At 63.5% G+C, this 22294-nt stretch carries 22 protein-coding genes; 14 read left to right on the forward strand and 8 right to left on the reverse strand.

What is annotated here, in order from left to right:
* Positions 1-71: 71 nt before the first annotated feature.
* The 3 genes from HUTA_RS02640 to HUTA_RS02650 are packed head-to-tail and all read left to right on the forward strand — an operon-like array spanning position 72 to position 4320.
* Entirely contained in the window at positions 72-1454 is a 1383-nt protein-coding gene (locus HUTA_RS02640) for a sulfatase (protein WP_049941162.1), read from the forward strand.
* Positions 1454-2911: an MATE family efflux transporter gene (locus tag HUTA_RS02645; protein ID WP_015788305.1), complete on the forward strand. Its 1458-nt coding sequence runs from the start codon at positions 1454-1456 to the stop codon at positions 2909-2911. The genes HUTA_RS02640 and HUTA_RS02645 overlap by 1 nt, the downstream gene beginning before the upstream one ends.
* 53 nt (positions 2912-2964) lie before the next feature.
* The gene (locus HUTA_RS02650; RefSeq protein WP_015788306.1) at positions 2965-4320 is read left to right on the forward strand and encodes a sulfatase; all 1356 of its coding nucleotides are present in this window, start codon (positions 2965-2967) and stop codon (positions 4318-4320) included.
* A 5-nt stretch (positions 4321-4325) separates the two neighbouring features.
* Here HUTA_RS02650 and HUTA_RS15760 read toward each other — a convergent pair whose 3' ends face one another.
* The 3 genes from HUTA_RS15760 to HUTA_RS02665 form a co-directional block, all read right to left on the reverse strand.
* On the reverse strand, positions 4326-5459 hold the full coding sequence (locus HUTA_RS15760) for a glycosyltransferase family 4 protein (protein ID WP_015788307.1): 1134 nt from the start codon (positions 5457-5459) through the stop codon (positions 4326-4328).
* A gap of 39 nt (positions 5460-5498) precedes the next feature.
* Positions 5499-6431 carry a glucosyl-dolichyl phosphate glucuronosyltransferase gene (aglG, locus tag HUTA_RS15765; RefSeq protein ID WP_015788308.1) on the reverse strand — a complete coding sequence of 311 codons (933 nt, stop codon included), beginning with the start codon at positions 6429-6431 and terminating at the stop codon, positions 5499-5501.
* A 75-nt stretch (positions 6432-6506) separates the two neighbouring features.
* Positions 6507-6833 carry a 4Fe-4S dicluster domain-containing protein gene (locus HUTA_RS02665; protein ID WP_015788309.1) on the reverse strand — a complete coding sequence of 109 codons (327 nt, stop codon included), beginning with the start codon at positions 6831-6833 and terminating at the stop codon, positions 6507-6509.
* 144 nt (positions 6834-6977) lie between these two features.
* Here HUTA_RS02665 and HUTA_RS02670 point away from each other — a divergent pair, with 144 nt between their 5' ends.
* Positions 6978-7271 carry a DUF7545 family protein gene (locus HUTA_RS02670; RefSeq protein WP_049941163.1) on the forward strand — a complete coding sequence of 98 codons (294 nt, stop codon included), beginning with the start codon at positions 6978-6980 and terminating at the stop codon, positions 7269-7271.
* A 35-nt stretch (positions 7272-7306) separates the two neighbouring features.
* Here HUTA_RS02670 and HUTA_RS02675 read toward each other — a convergent pair whose 3' ends face one another.
* On the reverse strand, positions 7307-7969 hold the full coding sequence (locus tag HUTA_RS02675; protein ID WP_015788311.1) for a 2,5-diamino-6-(ribosylamino)-4(3H)-pyrimidinone 5'-phosphate reductase: 663 nt from the start codon (positions 7967-7969) through the stop codon (positions 7307-7309).
* Positions 7970-8077: 108 nt separating this feature from the next.
* On the opposite strand from HUTA_RS02675, the gene HUTA_RS02680 reads away from it, so the two are divergent.
* The 3 genes from HUTA_RS02680 to HUTA_RS02690 are packed head-to-tail and all read left to right on the forward strand — an operon-like array spanning position 8078 to position 11771.
* Positions 8078-9349 (forward strand): Single-stranded DNA binding protein, encoded by a 1272-nt coding sequence (locus tag HUTA_RS02680; protein ID WP_015788312.1) that lies wholly within the window; start codon positions 8078-8080, stop codon positions 9347-9349.
* Positions 9346-11016: a hypothetical protein gene (locus HUTA_RS02685; protein ID WP_015788313.1), complete on the forward strand. Its 1671-nt coding sequence runs from the start codon at positions 9346-9348 to the stop codon at positions 11014-11016. Before HUTA_RS02680 ends, HUTA_RS02685 begins: the two co-directional genes overlap by 4 nt.
* Positions 11016-11771 (forward strand): metallophosphoesterase, encoded by a 756-nt coding sequence (locus tag HUTA_RS02690; RefSeq protein WP_015788314.1) that lies wholly within the window; start codon positions 11016-11018, stop codon positions 11769-11771. Before HUTA_RS02685 ends, HUTA_RS02690 begins: the two co-directional genes overlap by 1 nt.
* Before the next feature lie 132 nt (positions 11772-11903).
* On the opposite strand, the gene HUTA_RS15200 is transcribed toward HUTA_RS02690, so the two are convergent.
* On the reverse strand, positions 11904-12044 hold the full coding sequence (locus HUTA_RS15200) for a hypothetical protein (RefSeq protein WP_015788315.1): 141 nt from the start codon (positions 12042-12044) through the stop codon (positions 11904-11906).
* Positions 12045-12232: 188 nt separating this feature from the next.
* The gene (locus HUTA_RS02695; protein WP_015788316.1) at positions 12233-13015 is read right to left on the reverse strand and encodes a creatininase family protein; all 783 of its coding nucleotides are present in this window, start codon (positions 13013-13015) and stop codon (positions 12233-12235) included.
* A 132-nt stretch (positions 13016-13147) separates the two neighbouring features.
* Here HUTA_RS02695 and HUTA_RS02700 point away from each other — a divergent pair, with 132 nt between their 5' ends.
* Positions 13148-15979: a DEAD/DEAH box helicase gene (locus HUTA_RS02700; protein WP_015788317.1), complete on the forward strand. Its 2832-nt coding sequence runs from the start codon at positions 13148-13150 to the stop codon at positions 15977-15979.
* A gap of 26 nt (positions 15980-16005) precedes the next feature.
* Here the strand turns inward: HUTA_RS02700 and HUTA_RS02705 are convergent, their stop codons facing one another.
* Positions 16006-16611: a hypothetical protein gene (locus tag HUTA_RS02705; protein WP_015788318.1), complete on the reverse strand. Its 606-nt coding sequence runs from the start codon at positions 16609-16611 to the stop codon at positions 16006-16008.
* 103 nt (positions 16612-16714) lie between these two features.
* Here HUTA_RS02705 and HUTA_RS02710 point away from each other — a divergent pair, with 103 nt between their 5' ends.
* The 6 genes from HUTA_RS02710 (at position 16715) to HUTA_RS02735 (ending at position 21682) form a co-directional block, all read left to right on the forward strand.
* A complete protein-coding gene (locus HUTA_RS02710; RefSeq protein WP_015788319.1) occupies positions 16715-18466 on the forward strand; it encodes a MutS-related protein in 1752 nt (583 codons plus the stop codon).
* 96 nt (positions 18467-18562) lie between these two features.
* Positions 18563-19198, forward strand: a complete 636-nt coding sequence (amrA, locus tag HUTA_RS02715; RefSeq protein ID WP_015788320.1) for an AmmeMemoRadiSam system protein A — start codon at positions 18563-18565, stop codon at positions 19196-19198.
* Between the two features lie 54 nt (positions 19199-19252).
* Entirely contained in the window at positions 19253-19537 is a 285-nt protein-coding gene (locus tag HUTA_RS02720; protein WP_015788321.1) for a DUF357 domain-containing protein, read from the forward strand.
* Between the two features lie 249 nt (positions 19538-19786).
* A complete protein-coding gene (locus HUTA_RS02725) occupies positions 19787-20779 on the forward strand; it encodes a transcription initiation factor IIB (protein ID WP_015788322.1) in 993 nt (330 codons plus the stop codon).
* A 51-nt stretch (positions 20780-20830) separates the two neighbouring features.
* A complete protein-coding gene (locus HUTA_RS02730) occupies positions 20831-21217 on the forward strand; it encodes an FUN14 domain-containing protein (protein WP_015788323.1) in 387 nt (128 codons plus the stop codon).
* Between the two features lie 54 nt (positions 21218-21271).
* Positions 21272-21682, forward strand: coding sequence for a GNAT family N-acetyltransferase (locus HUTA_RS02735; RefSeq protein WP_015788324.1), 411 nt, complete (start codon positions 21272-21274; stop codon positions 21680-21682).
* A 10-nt stretch (positions 21683-21692) separates the two neighbouring features.
* On the opposite strand, the gene hpt is transcribed toward HUTA_RS02735, so the two are convergent.
* Positions 21693-22262 (reverse strand): hypoxanthine/guanine phosphoribosyltransferase, encoded by a 570-nt coding sequence (hpt, locus tag HUTA_RS02740; RefSeq protein WP_015788325.1) that lies wholly within the window; start codon positions 22260-22262, stop codon positions 21693-21695.
* Positions 22263-22294: the final 32 nt, after the last annotated feature.

Genomic DNA, 22294 nt, shown 5'->3' on the forward strand with positions numbered 1-22294 from the left:
ACGAACGATGCAACGTCGGACCGAAAACCGGAATGCAAAAGACGGTACGTGAGAATTCCGACAATACCCCCATGGCCGCGCCAAACGTCATCTGGATTACGCTCGATAGCGTCCGATCCGATCACACAACGATTGGCGGCTACGAGCGCGACACGACGCCTTACCTGGCGGATCTCGCATCGGCCGGCTTCGGCTTCGATACGTGCATAAGCCATGGGAATTCCACACATCCCTCGAGTGGTACGATCCTGACCGGTCTCTCCCCCTCTCGTAATACCGTGGGGATCACCGGCGACGTTCTGCCTGATAGTGTCACGACAGTGTCCGAGCGTTTTTCGGAGGCAGGATACCACACGGCATGTCTTTCGCGTAATTCATACGTCAGCTCCGCGACAGGGCTCGACCGTGGATTCGATCGATTCCAGTGGCTCGCCTCGGAGACGATAACGGAGCTTCCGCTATCCACGTTGATCAAGTATGTCCGGAATATTCGAACGCACTCTGCTGGCCTGACACTGGACACGGCTAAACACGCTTCACCGTACCTCATGAACGAGACGGCCAAGCGTTGGCTTGCGGACATGCGTACCGAGCAGCCGTTTTTCTTCTATCTGCACTACAATGAGCCCCATCGTCCGTACTATCCACCGCTATCCTATATCGACAAGTACACCGACGACATCGAAATGAGTCCACGTGAAGCTGCCGAGTTCGCGCTCGATGTTCACTATAATATGGAGAAAATTGTTGCTAACGGGTGCGAGCTCGATGATCGGGAGTGGGCGGCACTCCGGGCAATGTACGACGCAGAGATCGCGTACACCGACGAGATGATCGAGCGGCTCGTCGATCACGTGCGATCGCTCCCGCTCGAGGAAACGGTAATCGTCGTGACAGCGGACCACGGTGAACTCTTCGGCGAGTACGGACTCCTTTCACACAGTTATGTCTTGACGGACGCCGTGACGCGGGTTCCACTCGTCCTCGCTGGCCTGAACGAGGAACTGACCGTCGGTGAAGACGATCTACTCCAGCACACAGATGTCATGCGAACGCTGCTGGAGGTGGCCGGTGCCGATACCGATGGCATGCTAGGAGTCGATCTCCGATCAGAACAACGGGAGTATGCTGTTTCACAGCGCGGTCCGGTCGAGTTCGATGAGTTCTACGAGTACAACGAGGACTTCGACGCCTCCCGATTCCATCTACCGGCTCTGACCGCGCTTCGGACCGATACGTACCGCTATCAGGAGAGTGAATCGGGATCGGATCTGTTCGCGCTTCCGGATGAAGAATCTGACGTGACGGAGGATCGCCCGGAGATTGCCGCCGAGTTATCCGGGAGCCTCGAGAAGTGGCTCGATGAACACGGCCAGCCAGTCGGTGCCGGAGAGCGCGGCGAGTTCTCCGGAGCCGTCCAACGACAGTTGCGAGATCTCGGGTACGTGGACTGATGCGACTCGGCAAAACAGCGCTGTATCACTTTGGGACACAAGTCGTCATTTCCGTATCGGGATTTCTGGCGACGTTTGCTATTGGCGTATTCGGCGGATCGGCCGACCTTGGCAACTACACACTCGCCGTCGCCGTCGGCTTCTTTTGGCTCGCAATTCCGATAAGCGGCGTCGCACAGGCTGTCAACAAGCGGATGAGCGAAGGGGCCGACCCCGGACAGTACTTCGGCGGGGGACTGGCACTCAATGGGGTGCTGGTCGTCTGTCTCACAGCAGTGGTATCCCTCACGAGTTGGCTCTTGCAGGTAGTAGAGACGCCCAATCAGACAATCGTGCGCGTGATTGTCGAATACGATGTCGAGATCGTAATTCTCCTCGTCGGCGCAGCTGCTATCAAGACGGTACTGTTCGGATTGCAGGGTCAGAAACGTGTCGCTCGGGCAGGAGCCCTGCGGGCACTCGACCGCGTCGTTCGCTCCGGGTCCCAGGTGGCGCTCATTTTGCTGGGGTTCGGCGTCGCGGCCATTACACTGGGACATGCGGCATCGCTTTTGTTCGTCTCGATAGTGGCCATTGTCCTAGCCCCGATACGCCCCTCAGTACCGCGCCTAGAACATCTACGGGGGCTGGGCGAGTACGCCAAGTACGCCTGGGTCGGAGCACTCCGAAGTCGCGTGTACGGCTGGTTAGATACACTGGTCCTGGGGATTTTCCTGACGGGGACAACAGGAGCATCACTGATCGGGATCTATGAAGTGGCGTGGGGAATCGGATCACTGCTCGCGACAGCAAGCGCCTCGATCAGCAGTACACTGTTTCCGGAGATGAGCGATCTCAGTTCGGATGGTGACTACGATCGAGTCGCACATTTTCTCGACGAAGCGCTCGCTTTCAGCGGGGTAATCGTGCTCCCAGGTCTCGTTGGAGCCATCACGATCGGCGAACGAATACTCCGATTTTATAGCGGTGAGTACGTTCGCGGCTACGTCGTCCTCGTCATTCTCGTCGGTGCGTACACGGCTGACGTCTACGCGAATCAGCTTCTCAACACAGTCAATGCAGTCGACAGGCCCGACGCATCAATGCGAGTCAACGCGGTTTTCATTCTCGTCAACGTCGTCCTGAACGTCGTCCTCGTCTGGCAGTTCAGCTGGGTTGGTGCTGCGGTAGCAACGGCGGTCTCGGCGAGCGTCCGGACCGCTGGTGGCGGCATCGTGGTACACTCGATTCTCGAGGAGGCCCCGCTCCCGATTCGTCCGATCGGATCGCAGGTAGTTGCATCGATCGCAATGGGGGGTGCCATCGTGCTTCTGGCACCATCAGTGCCGGCAGGACGCCTGTGGACGATTAGCCTTGTCGGGGCCGGTGCGACGATTTACTTTACAGTCCTGATTGCACTATCGGGGAGGTTTCGGACGAAGGTCCAGTCTCTCGTTCCTGCCGTTGTCAGTGTATGATCTCGTTACCGTGTATGAGAATCCTTAATTGACACCGCCGCCCATCCGGATCCATGGACAAGGTCCTCCTCGTCACTATCGATTCTCTCAGGGCCGATCACGTCGGCTATCACGGGTACGAACGGGATACGACACCAGTACTCGACGGGTATGCCGCCGACGGTAGTCGGTTCATGAACGCATTCGCACACGTGGGTGGCACTCGATTTTCCTTTCCGTCGATCCTGACCGGCGTGACGCCGCTGATGTACGGTGGCCACCACAGCGTTTCAGAGGAGCAAACACTGGTCTCGGAAGTGTTCGACGATGCCGGGTTTCGAACTGGCGGGTATCACTCCAATCTCTATATCTCGGCCGAATTCGGATACGATCGCGGCTGGGACGAGTTCTTCGATTCCGCGCCGGACGACTCGACGACAGCTTCGTTCCGCCGCTGGGCCAAGACCAATCTCCAGAACACTCCGATTTATGGTCTTCTACAGCAGGCGTACGACTTCATCGAGTCCTCGGCCGGTGTCAACGTCGGTTCCTATCACGCCCCCGCGGAGGATATCACCGATAAGGGAATCGAGTTCGTAGACTCGGTAGGATCAGACGAGCCCGCCTTTCTGTGGGTTCACTATATGGATGTCCACCATCCGTTTCTCCCTCCAGCGGAGTATCAACAACAATTCCGCGACGATGTCGTCAGTGACCGACAGTCCATCAAGTTACGCCGGAAGTTCATCGAGGAACCAGACGCTGTCACGGACGAGGAACTCCAGACGTTCATCGATCTCTACGACGCGGAGATTCGGTACAACGACGCCGAGATCGGTCGGCTCCTCGAGCACGTCGAGTCGGAGTGGGGCGAAGACTACCTACTGGCGTTTACGGCCGACCACGGCGATCACTTCCTCGAACACGGATATTTCGGCGGCGCACGAGCGCTGGACGTCAAAACACACGTTCCGCTGTTCGTCAATGGATGGGATGACGACGCCGAATACGACGACATGGTCGGGCTCGTCGATGTCCCATCTACACTCGTCGACGCTGCTGGACTCGACATTCCCGATACCTTCCACGGACATAGCCTCCGGTCGCTCGTTTTCGACGATGAATGGCCCCGTGAGGACGTAATCGGTGGCTGGTTCGACGGCGATGGAAACCACCTCTGTGTCCGTGAACGCGACTGGAAACTCATCGAACGACCCGGAGACAATGCCGACGAGTTGTACGATCTGGTTTCTGACCCCGGCGAACAACGGAACGTATTTGGCGACCATCCCGACCTGACCGAGCGTCTTCGGGAAAAACTCGACCGACACAGACAGCTCGTTCGCTCGACGGAAGACGAAAGCGTCGAGCGCCCGGATATGAACGAAGACGTCAAAGAACGCCTTCGACGCCTTGGTTACAAGGAATAACGAATCTACACGACCGACTCCAGAAGCGCTCGATACCGCTTGCAGGCTGCCTCGAAGCGATATTCCTCCACGATCAGGTCCCGTCCACGGTCGCTGATATCCACGAGATCCTCCCGGAGCAGGATGGACTCGAGTGCACTCCGAAGCACGTCCGGATCTCGCGAATCAATGTGGAATCCGGTTTCGCCCTCGAGGACGACGTCCGGCACTCCCGAAACGGGCGAGGCGTACACGGGGGTTCCACAGGCGAGCGCTTCGAGAATCGTCGTGGGTAGTCCTTCGGTCGGTTCGGAAGGCATCACCAGCAGCTTCATCCGGTTCAACTCGGCGGGGACGTCCCCGTGATCGACCCAGCCGGCCAATTCGACGGAGCCGTCCTCGATTTCCTCTGCCAGTTCGGACGCGACCCACTCGTACAGCGGGCCATCCCCGACGAACCGGAACCTCACATCCCCGGGAAGCTGTTTCGCAACGCTGACGAGTTCGCGGATCCCCTTCTCCTCGTCGAGACGACCCACAAACCCGACGACATCGTCGCGTTCCTCGAAGGGGACCTCCGGCTTGAACGCCGCCGTATCGACGTATCGAGCACCGTGCGGATAGACGCGGGGCGAGTCGGGATCCAACCCCAACTCGCGGGCCATGTTGGGGGTATACGTGACTACTCGATGGGCGATGGCGAATCCCGCCCGCTCGAGCAGTCGAACGCTTCCGGCCAGGATCCCTGCGAGGTGATCGGGCATGCGCTGTTCCCAGTTCAACCGAAGGGTCAAGGGAACGTCGCCGCGGGGTTCGACGAGAACCGTCTTCCCGATGAGGCGGGCGAAGGCGATTGGAATGAGATACGACGTCGCGCCGAAGAACAGCACGACATCTTCCGGACGACGACGGATCGCCGCACACATCCGAAGCTGGTTGAGCAGAAACCGCACCGCGGCAACGAGCACACTCTCACCGGCCCCCTTCTCAGTCAGCTCGATCACCTCACGATCGTCGCGGATCGAGGAATCCCCGGGGAGGTCGGCAGTGACGAGTGCCACCGGCCCGAGTGTGGCGAGAACGTCCAGCAACGTCCGCGTCGCGTTCTCGCCGGCGGCACTCAATGGATGCGTGACCACGCACACACCACTGTCGGACATGCGCCGGAGTTCACGCGGGCCGATTATATCTCTGTCCGTTCAGTATCGCGTGTATCCGTAGAGGTAACCAGCCCCGACGACGCCGGTGAACAGGGCCAGTGTGAGGAGCTGGGTAACTCTCTGGACAGACGGTCTCCGGATCAGCTGACTGACTCGAGCGGGAACGAATCGTCCAAGGAGCAGTCCCAGGAAGTCACCCTCCTCGCCGCCGTCGTCCTCGACCAGCACTTCCATCGCCCGTTTCGAATACCCCTGCCAGAACGCCCGGTCGAGCAACCACCACAGCCCGGTCCGATACGCGAACACCTTGTGATCGACCTCGGCGTCGGGGACGTACCAGACGCCCTCGCCGTACGATTCGCGAAGCCGGGCACATAGCTCTGTCTCGCCCCCTTGGAGGTTTGCGTCGCCCTGTCGCCCCCCAATCTTCGTATCGAACCCGTCGAGTTCCAGAAACACATCCCGCCGAAAGGAGATATTCGACCCAAACGTGTTCCGAACTTCACCAGCCGCATCCATATCGCCGCCGGGGCCGAACCCGCGATGGGTTACGCCGACGAGCCAGTAGAACTCCGCCGGCAGAAAGTCAGGCTTGCCCGCCACCCACTCCGGCGTCATCTTCCCCCCGACCGCGAGCGAATCACGCTCCTCGTAGGCCTCGACAAGTCGATCGATCCAGTCGGGCGCGGCGATCGCATCGTCGTCGAGAAAGGCAACCACCTCACCCGAAGCTGCCTCGGCACCGGCGTTGCGAGCTTCGAGCAACCCCCGATTCTCCGCAAGTTTGACGAGCGTCGCGTCGTCGTCCTCGCCGAAGTCGGTCCGGAACTGTTCGAAGACCCCATCGCTACCGTCGCTGACGAGGACGAGTTCGACGTCGTCGTACGTCTGGGCACGGACGCTCTCGACCGCTTCCGTGAAGTCGTCGTAGCGGTCGAGCGTGTGCAAACAGATGACGACGGAGACGCGCATGTCGAGACGTGCGGGAGCGGTCAGGAAAACGGTTTCCGTTCAGCAGGGCGGCAAGAACGAAACGTGGGGCTCGGTTCAGTCGTCAGCACGCGCGGGATTGACGTCGATGGCGTCGACCGGACAGACGTCGACACAGAGCATACAGTCGATACACTGGGTTTCGTTCGCTGGATCAGCCTTGCGCTCGCTTTCGGGGTGGCCGGGCGTCTCGACCCACTCGAAGACGTCGACCGGGCAGTCCTCCAGACACGCGCCATCCGCCAGGCAGATGTCGAAGTCGACGGCGACGTGGGTCCCGTGAATACCGAGCGTCTCTGGTTCCTCGACGGGGCCCCAGACATCGTGGTCCTCGTGTTCGTCGACGACGTCGCGGTTCTGGGCGAACTCCGGATCGATTGGCATACAATGAGGTTCGGCAAGGGGGTGGATAAATCCACGTCAGCGGGCAGGCTGGGCCGGGTTTTTGGGGAATCTGAACAGCCAAGACCGGCGTGGCCGCCCGTCTGTCCCGATAGAGGCTTAAGGCCGGTCACCGAACGGAGGGCCATGGCAGCCGAAGATCTGGAGACGACGACAGTAACGCTCGAAACTGACGACGCGACCGACGAGATGGAGATTCCGGTCGAACTCATCGACTTGCTGACCGAGGGCGACGAGTCGACGCCCACCGTCGTCGCCGACATCGCGATGTTCGGGTTCGCCCAGCGCATGCACTCCGCCGTCCATCACAGCCAGGGCGAACCGGACGAGCAACTCGAAGCGGTCGAAGCCGCGACGATGGATCGCTTCGAGGAACGCTTCGACACGCGATACGAGGATCTGATCGAACACAGCCACTGAGCGACTGAGTTACCCCGAAGACACAATACAGCTTCTCAGGCGACGTCCCACCGCAACAGGACGCCGCCGTCCATTTGCTCGACGTCCCGTAGATCGAGGACCGGGAACCCTTCGAGGAACCCGTCGCCATCGGCGAGCGTCGGTGCATCGCGCCCGCCGATGAGCATCGGGCCGACGAACACCGAGAGTTCGTCGACGAGATCGTCCGCGAACAACGAGAAGATGAGTTCGCCACCACCCTCGACCATGAGTCGGTCGATCCCATGGGATTCGAGCGCGTCGAGTCCCGCAGACAGGTCGACCCGATCGTGACCGGCGGCGATGACTGTCGCACCCGTGGACTCGAGCCGCTCGACCTTCTCCGTCGCCGCGCGTTCGCCAACGACCAAGTACGTCTCGGCCTCGTCGTCGAGAATCTGAGCGTCGGGTGGTGTCCGGGCGCGGGAATCAGCGACGACGCGAGCGGGCTGGGGTGGATCGCCACGATCACCCCGTTGAGCGATTCGATCGGGGTCGTCGACCGTGAGCGAGGGATCGTCAGCGAGGACGGTCCCGACGCCGACCATGACGGCATCGCTGTCGGCCCGGAGTCCGTCGACGCGGTCGAAGTCCGCCTCGCCGCTGATCGCGACCTGCTCCCGGTCGTGCGTCGAGAGTTTGCCGTCCGCGCTCATCGCGGCGTTGACGACGACGTGCATCGTGGGGGCTTCTCGCGGGAGCAAAAAGCCACTTTCGCCGGGCTAGGCTGAACGTGGTGACGGCAACCGACGGGTGTCTTTTTACCCGCTGCGGTCGAACGGACGACCATGTCCGTCGAAGACAAAGCCGAGGAGCTTGCCTCCGACCTCGGTGTTGACAAAGCGGAGGTCAAAGAAGACCTACAGAACCTCGTCTCCTACAGCGTCCCGCTGGAGGAAGCAGTACAGAGCCTCCGTCGGAAGTACGGCGACACCGACGACAGCGGCGGGTCGATCCCCGAGGCAGACGTCGCCGAGGTCTCGACTGGCGACGACGCCGTCTCCGTGACCGGCGTCTTCCTGACGGTCGGGACACGCTCGATCCGGTACCAGGGGTCCGATCACGTCATCCACGAGGGCGAGTTCGCCGACGAAACGGGAAAGATCTCCTACACTGCCTGGGAGGACTTCGGCGTCGAGCCCGGTGACGTCGTCCGAATCGAGAACGCTGGCGTCCGCGAGTGGGACGGCGAGCCCGAGTTGAACCTCGGCGAGCGCACCACGGTCCGTCTCAGCGACGACGCGATCGACGTCCCCTACGATATCGGCGGCGATCGCAGGCTCGCGGCACTCGCACCGGGAGACCGGGGCGTCAACGCCGAGGTGCAGGTCCTCGAACGCGAGCAGAAGATCATCGACGGCCGCGACGGCGAGACCGAGATCCTGAGCGGCGTGCTCGCCGATGAGACTGCCCGACTCCCCTTCACCGACTGGGATCCACACGCCGGGATCGAGGAAGGCGCGTCGATCCGGATCGAGGACGCCTTCGTCAGGGAGTTCCGCGGCGCGCCGGCGATCAACGTCTCGGAGTTCTCGACCGTCACCGCACTCGATCGGACGGTCGAGGCGACCGACGACGCCCCCCGAATGGCCATCCGCGAGGCTGTCGAGGGCGGCGGGCTGTTCGACGTGGAAGTGACCGGGACCGCAATCGCAGTCCGGGACGGCTCGGGACTCATCGAGCGCTGCCCCGAGTGCGGTCGGGTCGTCCAGAACGGCCAGTGTCGGAGCCACGGCGCGGTCGAGGGTGAGGACGACCTCCGGACGAAGGCGATCCTCGACGACGGGACGGGAACCGTCACCGCCGTCCTCGACGAGGAACTGACCGCCGAGGTCTACGGCGGCGGGCTCGAGGACGCTCGAGACCACGCTCGCGACGCGATGGATCGGGACGTGGTGACCGACGCGATCCGCGAGGCCATCGTCGGGCGAGCGTTCCGCGTCCGCGGATCGCTGAGCGTTGATGACTTCGGCGCGACGCTCAACGCCACCGAGTTCGAGTCCCGCAGAGACGACCCAGCAGCGCGTGCCCGCGAGGTGCTCGCGGAGGTGGAACCATGAGCGCCGAGAACGGAGACGGCGATGCTGACGACGGCGGGGACGACAGTCCAGGCCGTCGCGAGGTCGCCTATCGGGTGTTCGCTGCCGAGTTCGACGACAGCGACTTCGATTACTCCGAGAGCGACGCCGACCGTGCGCCCAACTACGTCGTGACGCCGACCGGCGCGCGCGTCAATCGCCTGTTCGCCGTGGGCGTCCTGACGGAGGTCAGCCCGGCCGGTGAGGACGTCCTCCGGGCGCGGATCGCAGACCCGACCGGAACCTTCGTCGTCTACGCCGGCCAGTACCAGCCCGACGCCCAGACGTTCCTCGAACGCGCCGAACCGCCGGCCTACGTCGCCGTGACGGGCAAGGCCCGGACCTTCCAGCCCGACGATAGCGACGTCGTCTACACTTCGATCCGTCCGGAGAGTCTCAACGAGGTCGACGAGGTGACTCGCGACCGCTGGACGGTCGGGGCCGCCGAGGCGACGCTCGAACGCGTCGGGACGATGGCGACGGCGATGGAACTCGACGTCCGCGGCGACGAACTCCGGGCGGCACTCGACGAACGAGGTGTCGAACCAGGGCTGGCGGCCGGGATCCCGCTGGCGCTGGACCACTACGGGACGACACCGGGGTACCTGGCGGCGATGCGAACGCTGGCCACGTCGGCACTGGAAGTCGTCGCGGGCGAGCGTAGCGAGGTCGAATCCCTGTCGCTGTCTCCAGATCAGGGCGGCGACGCTGATCTGGACGCGCTTGCTGAGACCGCGTCGATCGGCGAACCGGCGGGGGAGACTGTCGGGACGGCCGAACAGGGGGAGAGTCCGGCGACGGAGAACGAGGAGACGCCATCGACCGGGGAGACGACATCGACAGTCGATACATCGGCGTCGACAGCTGACGCGTCGCCATCGGCCGATGACACCGCTTCGACGACCGCGGACAGTGACGCAGGGGCGGCGTCTGAAGAGAGCGCGTCTGCGTCCACGGCTGACGTGTCCGGGGAGAGCGACGCGGCCGAAGGCGATGGATTCGACAGCGACGAAACCCCTGAAGCCGAATCTGCGACCGAGACGAGTGAGGAAAGGAGCGAAACGGATACGGACACCCAAGCGGCAGAGACGGATACCCCCACCGACGATCCGAGTGAGGACACGGCCGACCTCGAAGACTTCGATGGCGAATTCGAACTCGACGAGGACGAGCGTGAGCAGATCAAAGACGAGTTCGGGACCGAGTTCACGTCCGGCGCGGAGGTCGACGAGCCGGGCGAAGCCGGTATCGAGACGCCCGACGAACCGATCGAACCGGAGACGGCTGGGGACGACGAGGGGACTCCTGCAACCGAAGAGACGGCCGACGAAGCGGCTCCTGCAGCCGAGAAAACGGATACGACGACCGAAGGCGAGCCGGAACCGGCTGCCGAGGAACCGGGATCCGAAGAGCTGGCGAGTGGAGCAGACGAATCCGCGGCTGAGCCGGAGGACATCGATCTCGAAGACGCGGCGATGGAGGCGATGGCGACGCTCGACGACGGTGACGGGGCCGACCGTGAGGCGGTCATCGAGCGCGTCCAGGACGCCCACGGCGTCGATGCGGCCGATGTCGAGGACGCGATTCAGGATGCGCTGATGAACGGCCGGTGTTACGAACCCAGCGACGGCCGGCTCAAGTCGATCTGATGGCGGTCGAACCGGTCCCCGGCGCACCTGCAGCGACCGTCGAGGTTCCGGATGGACGCGCCCTGGTCGTCGCGGACGTTCATGCGGGCATCGAGGCCGGATTGCGAAAGGAAGGTGTCGAGCTCGCGTCCGGGGCCGACCAGCGGCGCGAGAACGTGCTCTCGCTGGTAGCCGAGACGGATCCGGACCGGTTGATTGTCCTGGGCGACCTGGGTCATGCCATCGGGACGCCTCAGCGAGACGAGCGCGAGGAGATTGACCGTCTCGTCTCGGAAATCACCGAGCGCGTCCCGCTCACGCTCGTGAAGGGCAACCACGACGGCGAGATCGAGTCGCTGCTTGCCGACCGCGAGGGCGTGGCGATCACTGACGGATCGGGCGTGCGCCTGGGATCAGTCGGGTTCGCCCACGGCCACACCTGGCCCGCACCGGACGTCCTCGCCGCCGAGACGGTCTGCATCGGCCACGAACACCCCGTCGTCCGGCTGGAGGACGAGGTCGGCGGCCGACGGAAGGAACGCGTCTGGCTCCGCGGAGCGATCGATCCCGTCCCTTTTCGGGAGCACGACGACGACACGCGTCTGCAAGTCGACGGCGAACTCGTCGTCTTCCCGGCGTTCAACGACCTCTCGGGCGGCACCTGGATCAACGTCGCGGGGCAGTCGTTCCTCTCCCCCTTTTTACCCGAGGGGCTCGCTGACGGCACGGCCTATTTACTGGATGGGACGCGACTCGGGCCGTACGATCAGATCTAGACGTACCTGTCGTCGCTGTCGAGGAGACGAACCCGACGACGATCACGACGGTCGCACTTCGGGCGGAGTGCATCGTCATCGCGCCGAGGATGGCGACCAGCAGCGCCGCCACGAGCCTACCGTGTAGCGCGATCAGCGGGAACGTTCGACTGCCGGCGAAGGTCTCTCCGGACTCGCTTTGCCCCGCTCCAAGCCGACGAGTGCACCGACCTCGAACGCCAGCGCGAGGTGACCGATCACCTCGACCAGCGGCGCGGTTGACGGATCGACCATCGTCTGAACGTTTCGCGTGTATTGGTATCAAACCACCAGGTGCGGAAGTCGGTAAAGAAATCTATTTTTCCGAAATCTAGATTTCAGAAATGCAGATTTCCGAAAGACGAGTTTCTGCAGTCGATACTGGTATCTGGGGTAGCATATCGTATCAGACGGCAGCATACCTCGATCGAGATGGTCGCCGCCTACGATCTGGTCGATACGTGCTCGCGCGGCATGAGGTCCTCGAAGGGCTGTTCGTCCAGCCACTCGGCGAGTGCGACGAGTTCGTCGCTGGCCGCGTCGAACAGCTCCGCACCGATCTCGGCGGTCGCCTCAGTTTGGTCCCCGAAAACCCCGTTCTCGCTGTTCTCGATCGAATCGTAGAACGTGCGAGCGCCGTGGACGCGGCCCACGTCCTGGCTTACCTCGACGCGACCGCCGTCACGTGCGTCTTCGAGGCGGCCCTCGTGGACGAGATCGGGGTGAAGGTGCTGGATGAGTGCGGTCTCCTTGGGGCCGCCGTGGGGGCCATTGTGGTCGAAGACATCGTTCACCTGCTCGGGAATGCTCTCGTCCCACATCCACTCGACAGCGAAGACGGTCCCGTCCTCGCGGAGTCGCCGACCGACCTCTCTGAGATGGGTTATGTTGCCGCCGTGGGCGTTGACGTAGATCACCCGATCGATGCCGTGGTTGGTGAGACTTCGGGTGAAGCTCTCGACGTAGTCTCGGAACGCGGGCGGATCGACGGACATCGTCCCCGGGAACTGCTGATGATGGGGACTCACGCCGATCCGGACTGGTGGCGTCCGCAGGAATCCAGTCCGGTCGGCGGCCTCCGTGGCGAACGCCTCGGCGATGAGGTGGTCAGTCCCCTCCGGCAGATGTGGGCCGTGTTGCTCGGTCGACCCCAGCGGGATCAGCGCGATCGACTCCGACTCGAAGTACGACGAAAGATCCGGCCACGCGGCGTCGGCGAGGTACATACGCCCGCAAGGAGTCTCGGGGGCAAGAACGTGTCCCCGGATGGAGCGGAAAAAGCGCCGTCTCCCGAGGGACGGGGGCTGTGGACACACCTTCCAGTGCGTTTAATCGGTTCAACACCCAATACGGCGATAATGAGCGAGGCGACGCGCGAGGGTGACGCCGTCTTCGCCCACCTCGGCGACGCCGTCCGGTCGGCACTGTCCGACCGCGGCTTTACGACGCCCACCGAGCCACAGCGTCGCGCGATCCCGCCGATCGCCGACGGTGAGGACGCGCTGGTGATCGCCCCGACCGGCAGCGGCAAGACCGAGACTGCGATGCTCCCGGTCTTCGACGCGATCGAAGGCGATCCACCCGACGGCATCGCCGCGCTGTACGTCACGCCGCTGCGGGCACTCAATCGCGACATGCGGGATCGCCTGGAGTGGTGGGGTGAGACACTTGACCTCGAGATCGACGTCCGCCACGGCGACACGACCCAGTATCGTCGCCAGCAACAGGCCGAGGATCCGCCGGACGTTCTGGTCACCACGCCCGAGACCGTGCAGGCGATCCTGACCGGTGAGAAGCTTCGGGAGGGACTCGCAGACGTCGCCCACGTCGTCGTCGACGAGGTCCACGAACTCGCGGCCGCAAAACGCGGCGCGCAGTTGACCGTCGGCCTCGAACGGCTCCGGGACCTCGCCGGCCCGTTCCAGCGGATCGGGCTTTCGGCGACCGTCGGCGATCCCGCGGAAGTCGGGCGGTTTCTCACGGGCGATCGGGGATGTTCGATCGTCGAGATCGACGCCGGCAGCGACATCGAGATCGACGTCGTCCGCCCTTCGATCGAAGAGCGCGACGAGAACGTCGCCGGCGAGATCGTCACCGATGCCGAGGTCGCCAGTCACGTCAGGCAGATCGACGAACTGATCGAAACCCACGAGTCGACGCTGGTGTTTGTCAACACCCGACAGACGGCCGAAGCGCTGGGCTCGCGACTCAAGGAATACGGCACGGACGTTGGCATCCACCACGGGTCGCTGGCCTCGGACACTCGCGTCGAGGTCGAGGACGCGTTCAAGGCGGGCGACCTGGACGCGTTGCTGTGTACCTCCTCGATGGAGCTCGGGATCGACGTCGGGCGTGTCGATCACGTCGTCCAGTACAACAGCCCCCGGCAGGTCTCCCGGTTGCTCCAGCGCATCGGGCGGGCGGGCCATCGCCGGGATCGAACGTCCGCAGGGACGATCGTCACGACGAGCCCCGACGAGACCTTCGAGGCGCTCGCCATTGCGCGAATGGCCCGGGCCGGCGAGGTCGAACCGGCAGCGATCCACCACGGGAGTCGGGACACCGTGGCCAATCAGATCGCGGGCGTCGTCATGGACCTGGGAGAGGTCGACGCCCGCCGCGCCTACGAGATCGTCACGCGGGCGTACCCCTTTGGCGATATTTCCGAAGCTGTCTTCCGGGAGATCGTGCGTGAACTCGCCGACAATCGCGTCATTTGGCTCGAGGAAGACGACGACGAGCTCTCGAAACGCCGGGGGACCTGGCAATACTTCTATCACAACCTCTCGATGATCCCCGACGAGGCGACCTACGACGTCGCCGACGGCACGAGCGGCCGGCAGGTCGGGACGCTGGACGAACGCTTCGTCGTCAACTTCGCCGCGCCGGGGGAGGTGTTCATCCAGGCCGGCGAGATGTGGCGGATCACCGAGATCGACGAGGACGAGGAGACGGTCCACGTCACGCCGGTCGGCGACCCGGCCGGCGAAGTTCCCTCCTGGACCGGCCAGGAGATCCCGGTGCCCTACGACGTAGCGCAGGAAGTCGCCGAGCTCCGGGGGGTCGCGGCCGAGCAACTCCGGGCTGGGGGCGAGCCCGAAAGCGTCGCCCGGCACCTTGCTGGCAGATATGATGCCGCCGAGGCGACGATCCGCTCCGCGCTCGAACAGATCGAATATCACGAGGGACCGGTGCCCGGCCCGAATCGGATCGTCGTCGAGTTCGAGGGGCGGGACGTCGTGCTTAATGCTGCCTTCGGCCACAAGGTCAACGAGACACTCGGTCGACTCCTCTCGGCACTGCTCGGCCAGCGTACGGGCTCGTCGGTCGGCCTCGACGTCGACCCGTACCGGATTTCCCTGGAGGTGCCACGCAACGTCACCGCCGGCGACGTCGTCGACGTACTCGAATCGACCGATCCCGCTCACGTCGAGGGGTTGATCGAACTCAGTCTGAAGAACGCCGGCGCGCTGAAGTTCCGACTCGCGCAGGTCGCCACCAAGTTCGGCGCGCTCAAGAACTGGCGTGGGCGAGGGAGCAACCGCTTCGGACGGGATCGGCTGCTCGAAGCACTCGAGGGGACGCCGATCTACGACGAAGCTCTCCGGGAGTTGATCCACGAGAAACTCGACATCGACCGGGCGAGCGAGTTACTTCGGGAGATCCAGTCGGGCGACATCGTTGTCGAGACTGTCGGCGGCCGGACGGCGATCGGTCGCGGCGGCCGCTCGGGCAGCAAGGAACTCCTCGCCCCCGAGAACGCCGACGCGAGCGTGATCCAGACGCTGAAAGACCGGATCCAGGAGGACCGCGTCATCCTGTTCTGCGTTCACTGTGAGTCCTACAAAACCACCAAACCGGTCAAGCGAGTGCGCGACCAGCCGAAATGCCCGGAGTGTGGCTCGACCCGGATCGCGGCATTGAACCCCTGGGACGAGGAGACCGTCACGGCAGTCAAGACCGACGAGAAAGATGACGAGCAGGAACGACGGACGAAACGCGGCTACCAGGCCGCGGATCTCGTCCAGAGCCACGGCAAACAGGCCATCATCGCGCTGGCAGGGCGCGGCGTCGGGCCGACGAACGCGGCCCGCATCATCAACAAACTCCGGGAGAACGAGGACGATTTCTACCGGGATATCCTCGCCCGGGAACGCGAGTACGCCCGGACGCGGTCGTTCTGGGAGTGAGAGGAGTGCCCGCTCTTGACGGGAGATCACTCGCGGCGACGAGGACTGGCGTCCTGCCAGGCGTCGCGTTTCCGGTCAGCGACCCGCGAGACGGTCATTCCGGCGATCAGAATCAATAATCCGAAGAGGAGAAACGACCCGTAGATGGCCTGGCTCCCATCGATCGGTGGGTTCGTGGCCGCGGCGCTCCCGACCAGCATCCGGCCACCGGCGACCACCAGCGGCGTCGCCGCGACAACCGCACCCAGAACCACCAGGCCTCTGCCGACGATCAGCGACGGGACAGGCGTCCGGGCCAGCACGGCAGCGGGTGCCATCCAGGAAAGCATGCCGACAAGAATGACGATGATCGGATGGGCGGGAACGAGACTCGTCAGGGCAAACGCCGACAGCGGGGCAAACGGGATGCTGATCGCGAGCGCCGATGCCAGCCTGAGTGGATATGGAAGCGTCCGGCCGGACGGTTGACGTGCCGATGCGTTCGACAGCGTTCGCTCGACGATCGCATCGGCTGCCTCCGAGGTGAGTCCGTCCTCGGCCGTCCGGATCGTGAGTCCACACTCTGGACATTCATCCGCACCCGCGAGCGGCGTTTCGCATCGTGGACAGGACCCTTCGTCGGGCGCACTCATCGGCTGTGATTCTCAGGCGAGGTATTTCATCCTGCCGGCTGACCCGCGTCTGCGCACCGTCGGGAGGGTAACACCTTAAGGACACCCGGGAGAGCATGCGACCATGGACGTAGAGGACTACTGGGGCGTCGGGCCGAAGACCCGTGATCTCCTCGCCGAGTCGCTGGGCATCGAAACTGCCATCGCCGCGATCGAATCCGGCGATCTTCGGGCGTTGACCGAGGCCGGATTGAGTCGCGGCCGAGCGACACGGATCCTTCGCCGGGCCCAGGGCGGGGCGATGGACGTGCTGGCGACCCGCGACGCCCGATCCGTGTACAAGTCGGTGCTGGACCTGGCGAGTGATTACGCCGTGACCCGCCACGCCGCCGACAGCATCCGACTCCTCACGCCGCTCGATTCCCGGTCCGCCATGGAATCACGCCTCGAAACCGTCATGGACGCCGTGGCCGTCTGGAACGCACTCGACGAGTCGACTCGGGAGGGCGTCATCGAGGCGTTCGACGCCTACGACAGCGTCGAAGGCGGTGATCTCGCCGGCGTCCGGACCGCACTGGCATTGCGGGAGACCGGTGTCACCGACGGTGTGTTCGCGCCGCTCGCAGACCTCGAGGTCGAACAGCTCGACGCCGCGGCCGACGCGCTCGCCGCGCTCTCGGCGGACGGCGTCGCGGCCGGGGCTGACGACCGTCTCGACGATCTGAGGACGCAGCTCGGGGCGATCGAGGATATGGCCGCCGACGCCGAGTCGGTGATCGCCACGATCCGCGACGCTGGCGTCCGGGGTGGCGACGAGTTCCGCGAGCGATTCGTCGACCACGTCGTCAGCGAAGCCGGCGTCGATGTCGGGGCCGTCAGGGAGGCGATGGTCACCGACGCCCCGGACGTGACCGACTTCGTTTCGGAGACGCTTCGCGGCCTCGCCGCGGATCGACGTGACGCCGTCGAGGAACGCGAGGCGGACGTCCGCGAGCGCCTCGAAACGAGCCTGGAACTCGCCCGCGAGGACGTCGACGCCGCTGTCGACGTCGTCGACGAGATTGCCCGAGACGTCTCGCTGGCCCGGTTCGCTCGTGCGTTCGATCTCACCGCGCCGACCTATCGTGAGGGACGGGTGCTAGCCGTCGAGAACGCTCGCAACCTCGAACTGATGGGTGGAGATGTCGCCGTCCAGCCGGTCACCTACGGGATCGGCGACCACTCGCTGTCGGTGGCCGGCGCGAACGAACCGCCACGGGGCGACCGCGTCGCCGTCCTGACAGGAGCCAACAGCGGCGGGAAGACGACGCTGCTGGAGACGCTCGCGCAGGTGCAGTTGCTCGCCCAGATGGGGCTGCCCGTGCCAGCGGATGCCGCCGAAGTGGGGGTCGTCGACGCCGTGGTCTTCCACCGCCGACACGCGAGTTTCAACGCGGGCGTGCTCGAATCGACACTCCGGACAGTCGTCCCGCCCCTGACTGACGAGGGACGAACCCTGATGCTTGTCGACGAGTTCGAGGCGATCACCGAACCCGGCAGCGCCGCCGATCTCCTTCACGGCCTGGTCACGCTGACGGTCGACCAGCCGGCGCTTGGCGTGTTCGTCACCCACCTGGCTGACGACCTGGAACCGCTCCCATCGGCAGCCCGAACTGACGGCATCTTCGCCGAAGGGTTGACGACGGATCTCGAACTCGAAGTCGACTATCAGCCCCGGTTTGGCACGGTCGGGCGCTCGACACCGGAGTTCATCGTCTCGCGACTCGTGGCCGACGCCGACGATCGACGCGAACGCGGCGGGTTCCAGACGCTTGCCGCGGCCGTCGGCGAGCAAGCCGTCCAGCGGACACTGTCGGACGCCGAGTGGTCCGGTTGAGGCCTTCGGCCGGGGCATCCCGCCGCACTGGCTCGTCTAAAGGCCCACAATGTTGGGGCCCGGGGCGTAGGAACACGGAAGCCTAACACCAATTCGATGGCAACGGGTGAGAAAGACGGCTGTCTCGACACCGAAGCCGGGAAGCAACTCCTTGAATACGCCCGAGCGGTCGTGGCGGCTGTCGTCACAGATGGGTCCCCGCCGCCGGCTCCCGATCTACCAGTCCTCTCAGAGAAACGGGGGACGTTCGTCACCCTGAAGAGCGACGGCGAACTGCGGGGCTGTATCGGCCGTCCGCGACCCGACCAACCGCTGGAAGCGACCCTGAACGCTGCCGCGACCGAGGCGGCGACGGCGGACCCACGGTTTCCCCCGGTTTCGCCGGATGAACTCGAGACGATCACGGTCTCCGTTAGCGTGTTGACACCGCCGGAAGCGCTTCCGGACATTGATCCGGCGGACATCGTCGTCGGTCGTGACGGCTTGATCATCGCGACGGGCCGACAGCGCGGACTCCTGCTCCCGCAGGTCGCCGCCGATCGGGACTGGAGTGCAGAGAAATTCCTCCAGGAGACCGCGAGGAAGGCCGGATTGTCACCTGATGGCTGGCAACGCGAGAACACGACAGTCAAGCGATTTTCGGCGCAGGTGTTTGCCGAGGAGTCTCCGCACGGGAGCCTTAGAGTGCAGGATTACACGCAGGCCGCGGTGGACGGGCAGCCGACAGACTGAATCAGCGTCGATACAGTCGACAGACTGAGGAGCCAACCCCGTGAACAGCGACCCATGCCAGCCGACCTTGCCGAGAAGACCGACCGCTACGAGCGATTGCTGACCGAAGCCCTCGAGGCAGCCACGGTTCGTCCACCCGAGGGGACGCCCCTTGGGGAGGCAGCCGCGGAGTTCGAAGAGATGGCCCAGTCGTATCTCGAAGACGGCCGTCACTTTCGTGACGATGATGATCTGGTCAACGCACTTGCAGCGTTCTCCTACGGCCACGCCTGGCTCGACGCCGGTGCTCGGGTGGGGCTGTTCGACGTCCCCACGGATGGACACCTCTTCACCGTCTAAGTTTTCGATCAACGAGCATTACTGCCGATGACGTCGGCCGAGGTATATCAGGCTGAGGTGGGTTATAGATGGTAGGTGCATTCGGGGGGATTTCGGGATGGATACTGGTATGCAAATTCCTGCCATGGAGACGCGGCATATATAAGACTTAGGCAAAGATTTAAATATTCACATCACTTACTTTATATCACAACGGGTAATCCAGCGCTTTAATATTTTGTCTCCCGCTGTTACCCGAAACCCCCCATCATGAGTGAAACATCAACCCGGTCACGACCAACAGAGCGAACTAGCGAACGCAAGACTGACGAAAAAGTCGAGCACGAGGAAACAAAGACGGACGTCTGTCCGGAGTGCGGTGGCGGCCTGGTAACGGATTCCGAGCGCGGCGAGACGGTGTGTGGTGAGTGTGGCCTCGTCGTCGAGGAGGACGAGATCGATCCTGGCCCCGAGTGGCGCGCGTTCGACGCCGCCGAGAAGGACCAGAAGTCCCGTGTCGGTGCCCCGACGACGAACATGATGCACGACAAGGGACTCTCGACCAACATCGGCTGGCAGGACAAGGACGCCTACGGCAACTCCCTCTCCAGCCGCCAGCGCGAGAAGATGCAGCGGTTGCGCACCTGGAACGAGCGCTTCCGAACCCGCGATTCAAAGGAACGCAATCTCAAGCAAGCCCTCGGCGAGATCGACCGCATGGCAAGCGCGCTTGGTCTCCCCGAAAACGTTCGGGAGACCGCCAGCGTCATCTATCGCCGTGCGCTGGACGAGAACCTCCTCCCCGGACGCTCCATCGAGGGCGTCGCCACCGCATCGCTCTATGCGGCCGCCCGCCAGGCCGGCAACCCCCGCAGTCTCGACGAAATCGAGCGCGTCTCCCGGATCGGCCGGATGGAACTCACGCGGACGTATCGATACGTCGTCCGCGAACTGAACCTGGAAGTACAGCCAGCCGATCCCGAGAGCTACGTCCCACGGTTCGTCTCCGACCTCGAACTGAACGAAGAAGTATCCCGGCGAGCCCGCGAACTCGTCGATTCAGCCCGAAAAGAGGGGGTTCTCAGCGGGAAGAGTCCCGTCGGGATCGCCGCCGCCGCGATCTATGCAGCAGCCCTCTTGAGCAACGAACGAGTGACCCAGGGTGAGATTTCGGAGGTGGCAGACATCTCAGAGGTCACGATCCGGAATCGCTACAAGGAACTCCTCGAGGCAAAATCAGTCGACGGCACGCGAGTACAGTGATCCCGGGGGGCCGCCACAAGAGTCTTAACCGATGGCGGTGAGGCTCAATATATGGTAGAATTCAATCCGCTACAGCTCGGGCTGGACAGCCCACAACAGCTGGGACTGGAAGTGGGTGGTGGCGCGGTGATCGGCGGCGTGATCGGGTTTGCGGCCAAGAAGATCGCGAAACTCATCGCAATCATCATCGGGCTGGAACTTGCGCTGTTCAAGTTCCTCGAGACCAGGGGAATTCTGGAAGTGAACTGGGATGCGATCTCCGGCGCAGCGGAAAATGCAACCGGCGTCGCGACCAACGCCACCGGGATGGTCAACAACTCGACAGCCGGTGGTGCTGCAACCGCCCAGCCCCCGTCGTGGGTGATGAGCGCCCTCTCGACGCTGCCGATCGGTGCCGGTTTCACCGGTGGCTTCCTGGTCGGCTTCAAGAAAGGATAGTCGAAGGCGGCGTGATCGTCGGTTTTATTTTCCTTCACAGTGGGTCTGTGATCGATGGAAATCCGGGAGCTGATCGACGAATCCGACCGCGAAGATGCGGCCCCCATCCTCAAGCAGCTCTGGACAGATCGCGACCGTGAGGAAATCCTGACGTGGACGGCCGAAGACGACTACTACCTGTTTGGTGCGTTCGAGGACTCCACACTTCTCGGCGTGGCTGGCGTTCGGATCGACGATTTCCTGCACCATCAGCACCACGTCTGGTTGTACGATTTCGTCGTGGATGAGCCACGACGCGGGGAGGGCATCGGGACAGCGCTACTCGAACACGTCGAATCCTGGGCTATCGAACACGACTGTGAGAGCGTCGCGCTGGCGTCGCCACTCGACGGCGAGGAAGTCCACGAATATTACGGCAAGCGCGGCTTCGAGAAGTGGGGATACGCCATCGAAAAAGAGCTGTGACCGAGCGTCGCTACCCGTCGCCCTGTTCGTCGACGATGATGACTTCCATGTCCTCGACGTCGACGTTGATCAGTGTCTTGACGTCGAAATCGGAGTCATCGATCTTGTTCTCGCCGCCGACTTTCTTGATGACCGCGACGATATCGACGATTTCCGCGCCGATCTCTTCGAGCGCGCCGGTGATGCCAGCCAGCGTCCCGCCCGTCGAGAGCACGTCGTCGAGGACGAGCACCTTATCGCCCTCGTAGACGTCGTTGACGTACATCTCGCTCTCGGAGTAGCCCGTGACCTGCTGCAGCGAGACTTCGCCCTCGAGTCCGTACTGACGCTTGCGGATGACCACGAGTGGGATATCGGTCATCAACGAGACAGCCGTCGAAATGTGGATGCCCATCGCCGCGGGCGTGACGATCTTGTCGACGTCCTCGAGTTCTGCCTTCCGGATGATCCGGATGACGATCTCACGAAGGAGTTCGGGGCGGAGCATCGGGACGCCGTCGCTGATCGGGTGGACGAAGTACTGATACTCCTCCTTCTCGATGACTGGGGCGTCGAGCAACGACTGTTTGAGCCGGTCCATGCCCGCGGTACTGCCCCCGCGATTAAAAGCTA

The sequence above is a fragment of the Halorhabdus utahensis DSM 12940 genome, assembly GCF_000023945.1.
Classification (GTDB): domain Archaea; phylum Halobacteriota; class Halobacteria; order Halobacteriales; family Haloarculaceae; genus Halorhabdus; species Halorhabdus utahensis.

Coding starts and splice junctions, on each gene's coding strand:
- HUTA_RS02640 (WP_049941162.1), top strand. CDS start 72: ATGGCCGCGCCAAACGTCATCTGGATTACGCTCGATAGCGTCCGATCC.
- HUTA_RS02645 (WP_015788305.1), top strand. CDS start 1,454: ATGCGACTCGGCAAAACAGCGCTGTATCACTTTGGGACACAAGTCGTC.
- HUTA_RS02650 (WP_015788306.1), top strand. CDS start 2,965: ATGGACAAGGTCCTCCTCGTCACTATCGATTCTCTCAGGGCCGATCAC.
- HUTA_RS15760 (WP_015788307.1), bottom strand. CDS start 5,459: ATGTCCGACAGTGGTGTGTGCGTGGTCACGCATCCATTGAGTGCCGCC.
- aglG (WP_015788308.1), bottom strand. CDS start 6,431: ATGCGCGTCTCCGTCGTCATCTGTTTGCACACGCTCGACCGCTACGAC.
- HUTA_RS02665 (WP_015788309.1), bottom strand. CDS start 6,833: ATGCCAATCGATCCGGAGTTCGCCCAGAACCGCGACGTCGTCGACGAA.
- HUTA_RS02670 (WP_049941163.1), top strand. CDS start 6,978: ATGGCAGCCGAAGATCTGGAGACGACGACAGTAACGCTCGAAACTGAC.
- HUTA_RS02675 (WP_015788311.1), bottom strand. CDS start 7,969: ATGCACGTCGTCGTCAACGCCGCGATGAGCGCGGACGGCAAACTCTCG.
- HUTA_RS02680 (WP_015788312.1), top strand. CDS start 8,078: ATGTCCGTCGAAGACAAAGCCGAGGAGCTTGCCTCCGACCTCGGTGTT.
- HUTA_RS02685 (WP_015788313.1), top strand. CDS start 9,346: ATGAGCGCCGAGAACGGAGACGGCGATGCTGACGACGGCGGGGACGAC.
- HUTA_RS02690 (WP_015788314.1), top strand. CDS start 11,016: ATGGCGGTCGAACCGGTCCCCGGCGCACCTGCAGCGACCGTCGAGGTT.
- HUTA_RS15200 (WP_015788315.1), bottom strand. CDS start 12,044: ATGGTCGATCCGTCAACCGCGCCGCTGGTCGAGGTGATCGGTCACCTC.
- HUTA_RS02695 (WP_015788316.1), bottom strand. CDS start 13,015: ATGTACCTCGCCGACGCCGCGTGGCCGGATCTTTCGTCGTACTTCGAG.
- HUTA_RS02700 (WP_015788317.1), top strand. CDS start 13,148: ATGAGCGAGGCGACGCGCGAGGGTGACGCCGTCTTCGCCCACCTCGGC.
- HUTA_RS02705 (WP_015788318.1), bottom strand. CDS start 16,611: ATGAGTGCGCCCGACGAAGGGTCCTGTCCACGATGCGAAACGCCGCTC.
- HUTA_RS02710 (WP_015788319.1), top strand. CDS start 16,715: ATGGACGTAGAGGACTACTGGGGCGTCGGGCCGAAGACCCGTGATCTC.
- amrA (WP_015788320.1), top strand. CDS start 18,563: ATGGCAACGGGTGAGAAAGACGGCTGTCTCGACACCGAAGCCGGGAAG.
- HUTA_RS02720 (WP_015788321.1), top strand. CDS start 19,253: ATGCCAGCCGACCTTGCCGAGAAGACCGACCGCTACGAGCGATTGCTG.
- HUTA_RS02725 (WP_015788322.1), top strand. CDS start 19,787: ATGAGTGAAACATCAACCCGGTCACGACCAACAGAGCGAACTAGCGAA.
- HUTA_RS02730 (WP_015788323.1), top strand. CDS start 20,831: ATGGTAGAATTCAATCCGCTACAGCTCGGGCTGGACAGCCCACAACAG.
- HUTA_RS02735 (WP_015788324.1), top strand. CDS start 21,272: ATGGAAATCCGGGAGCTGATCGACGAATCCGACCGCGAAGATGCGGCC.
- hpt (WP_015788325.1), bottom strand. CDS start 22,262: ATGGACCGGCTCAAACAGTCGTTGCTCGACGCCCCAGTCATCGAGAAG.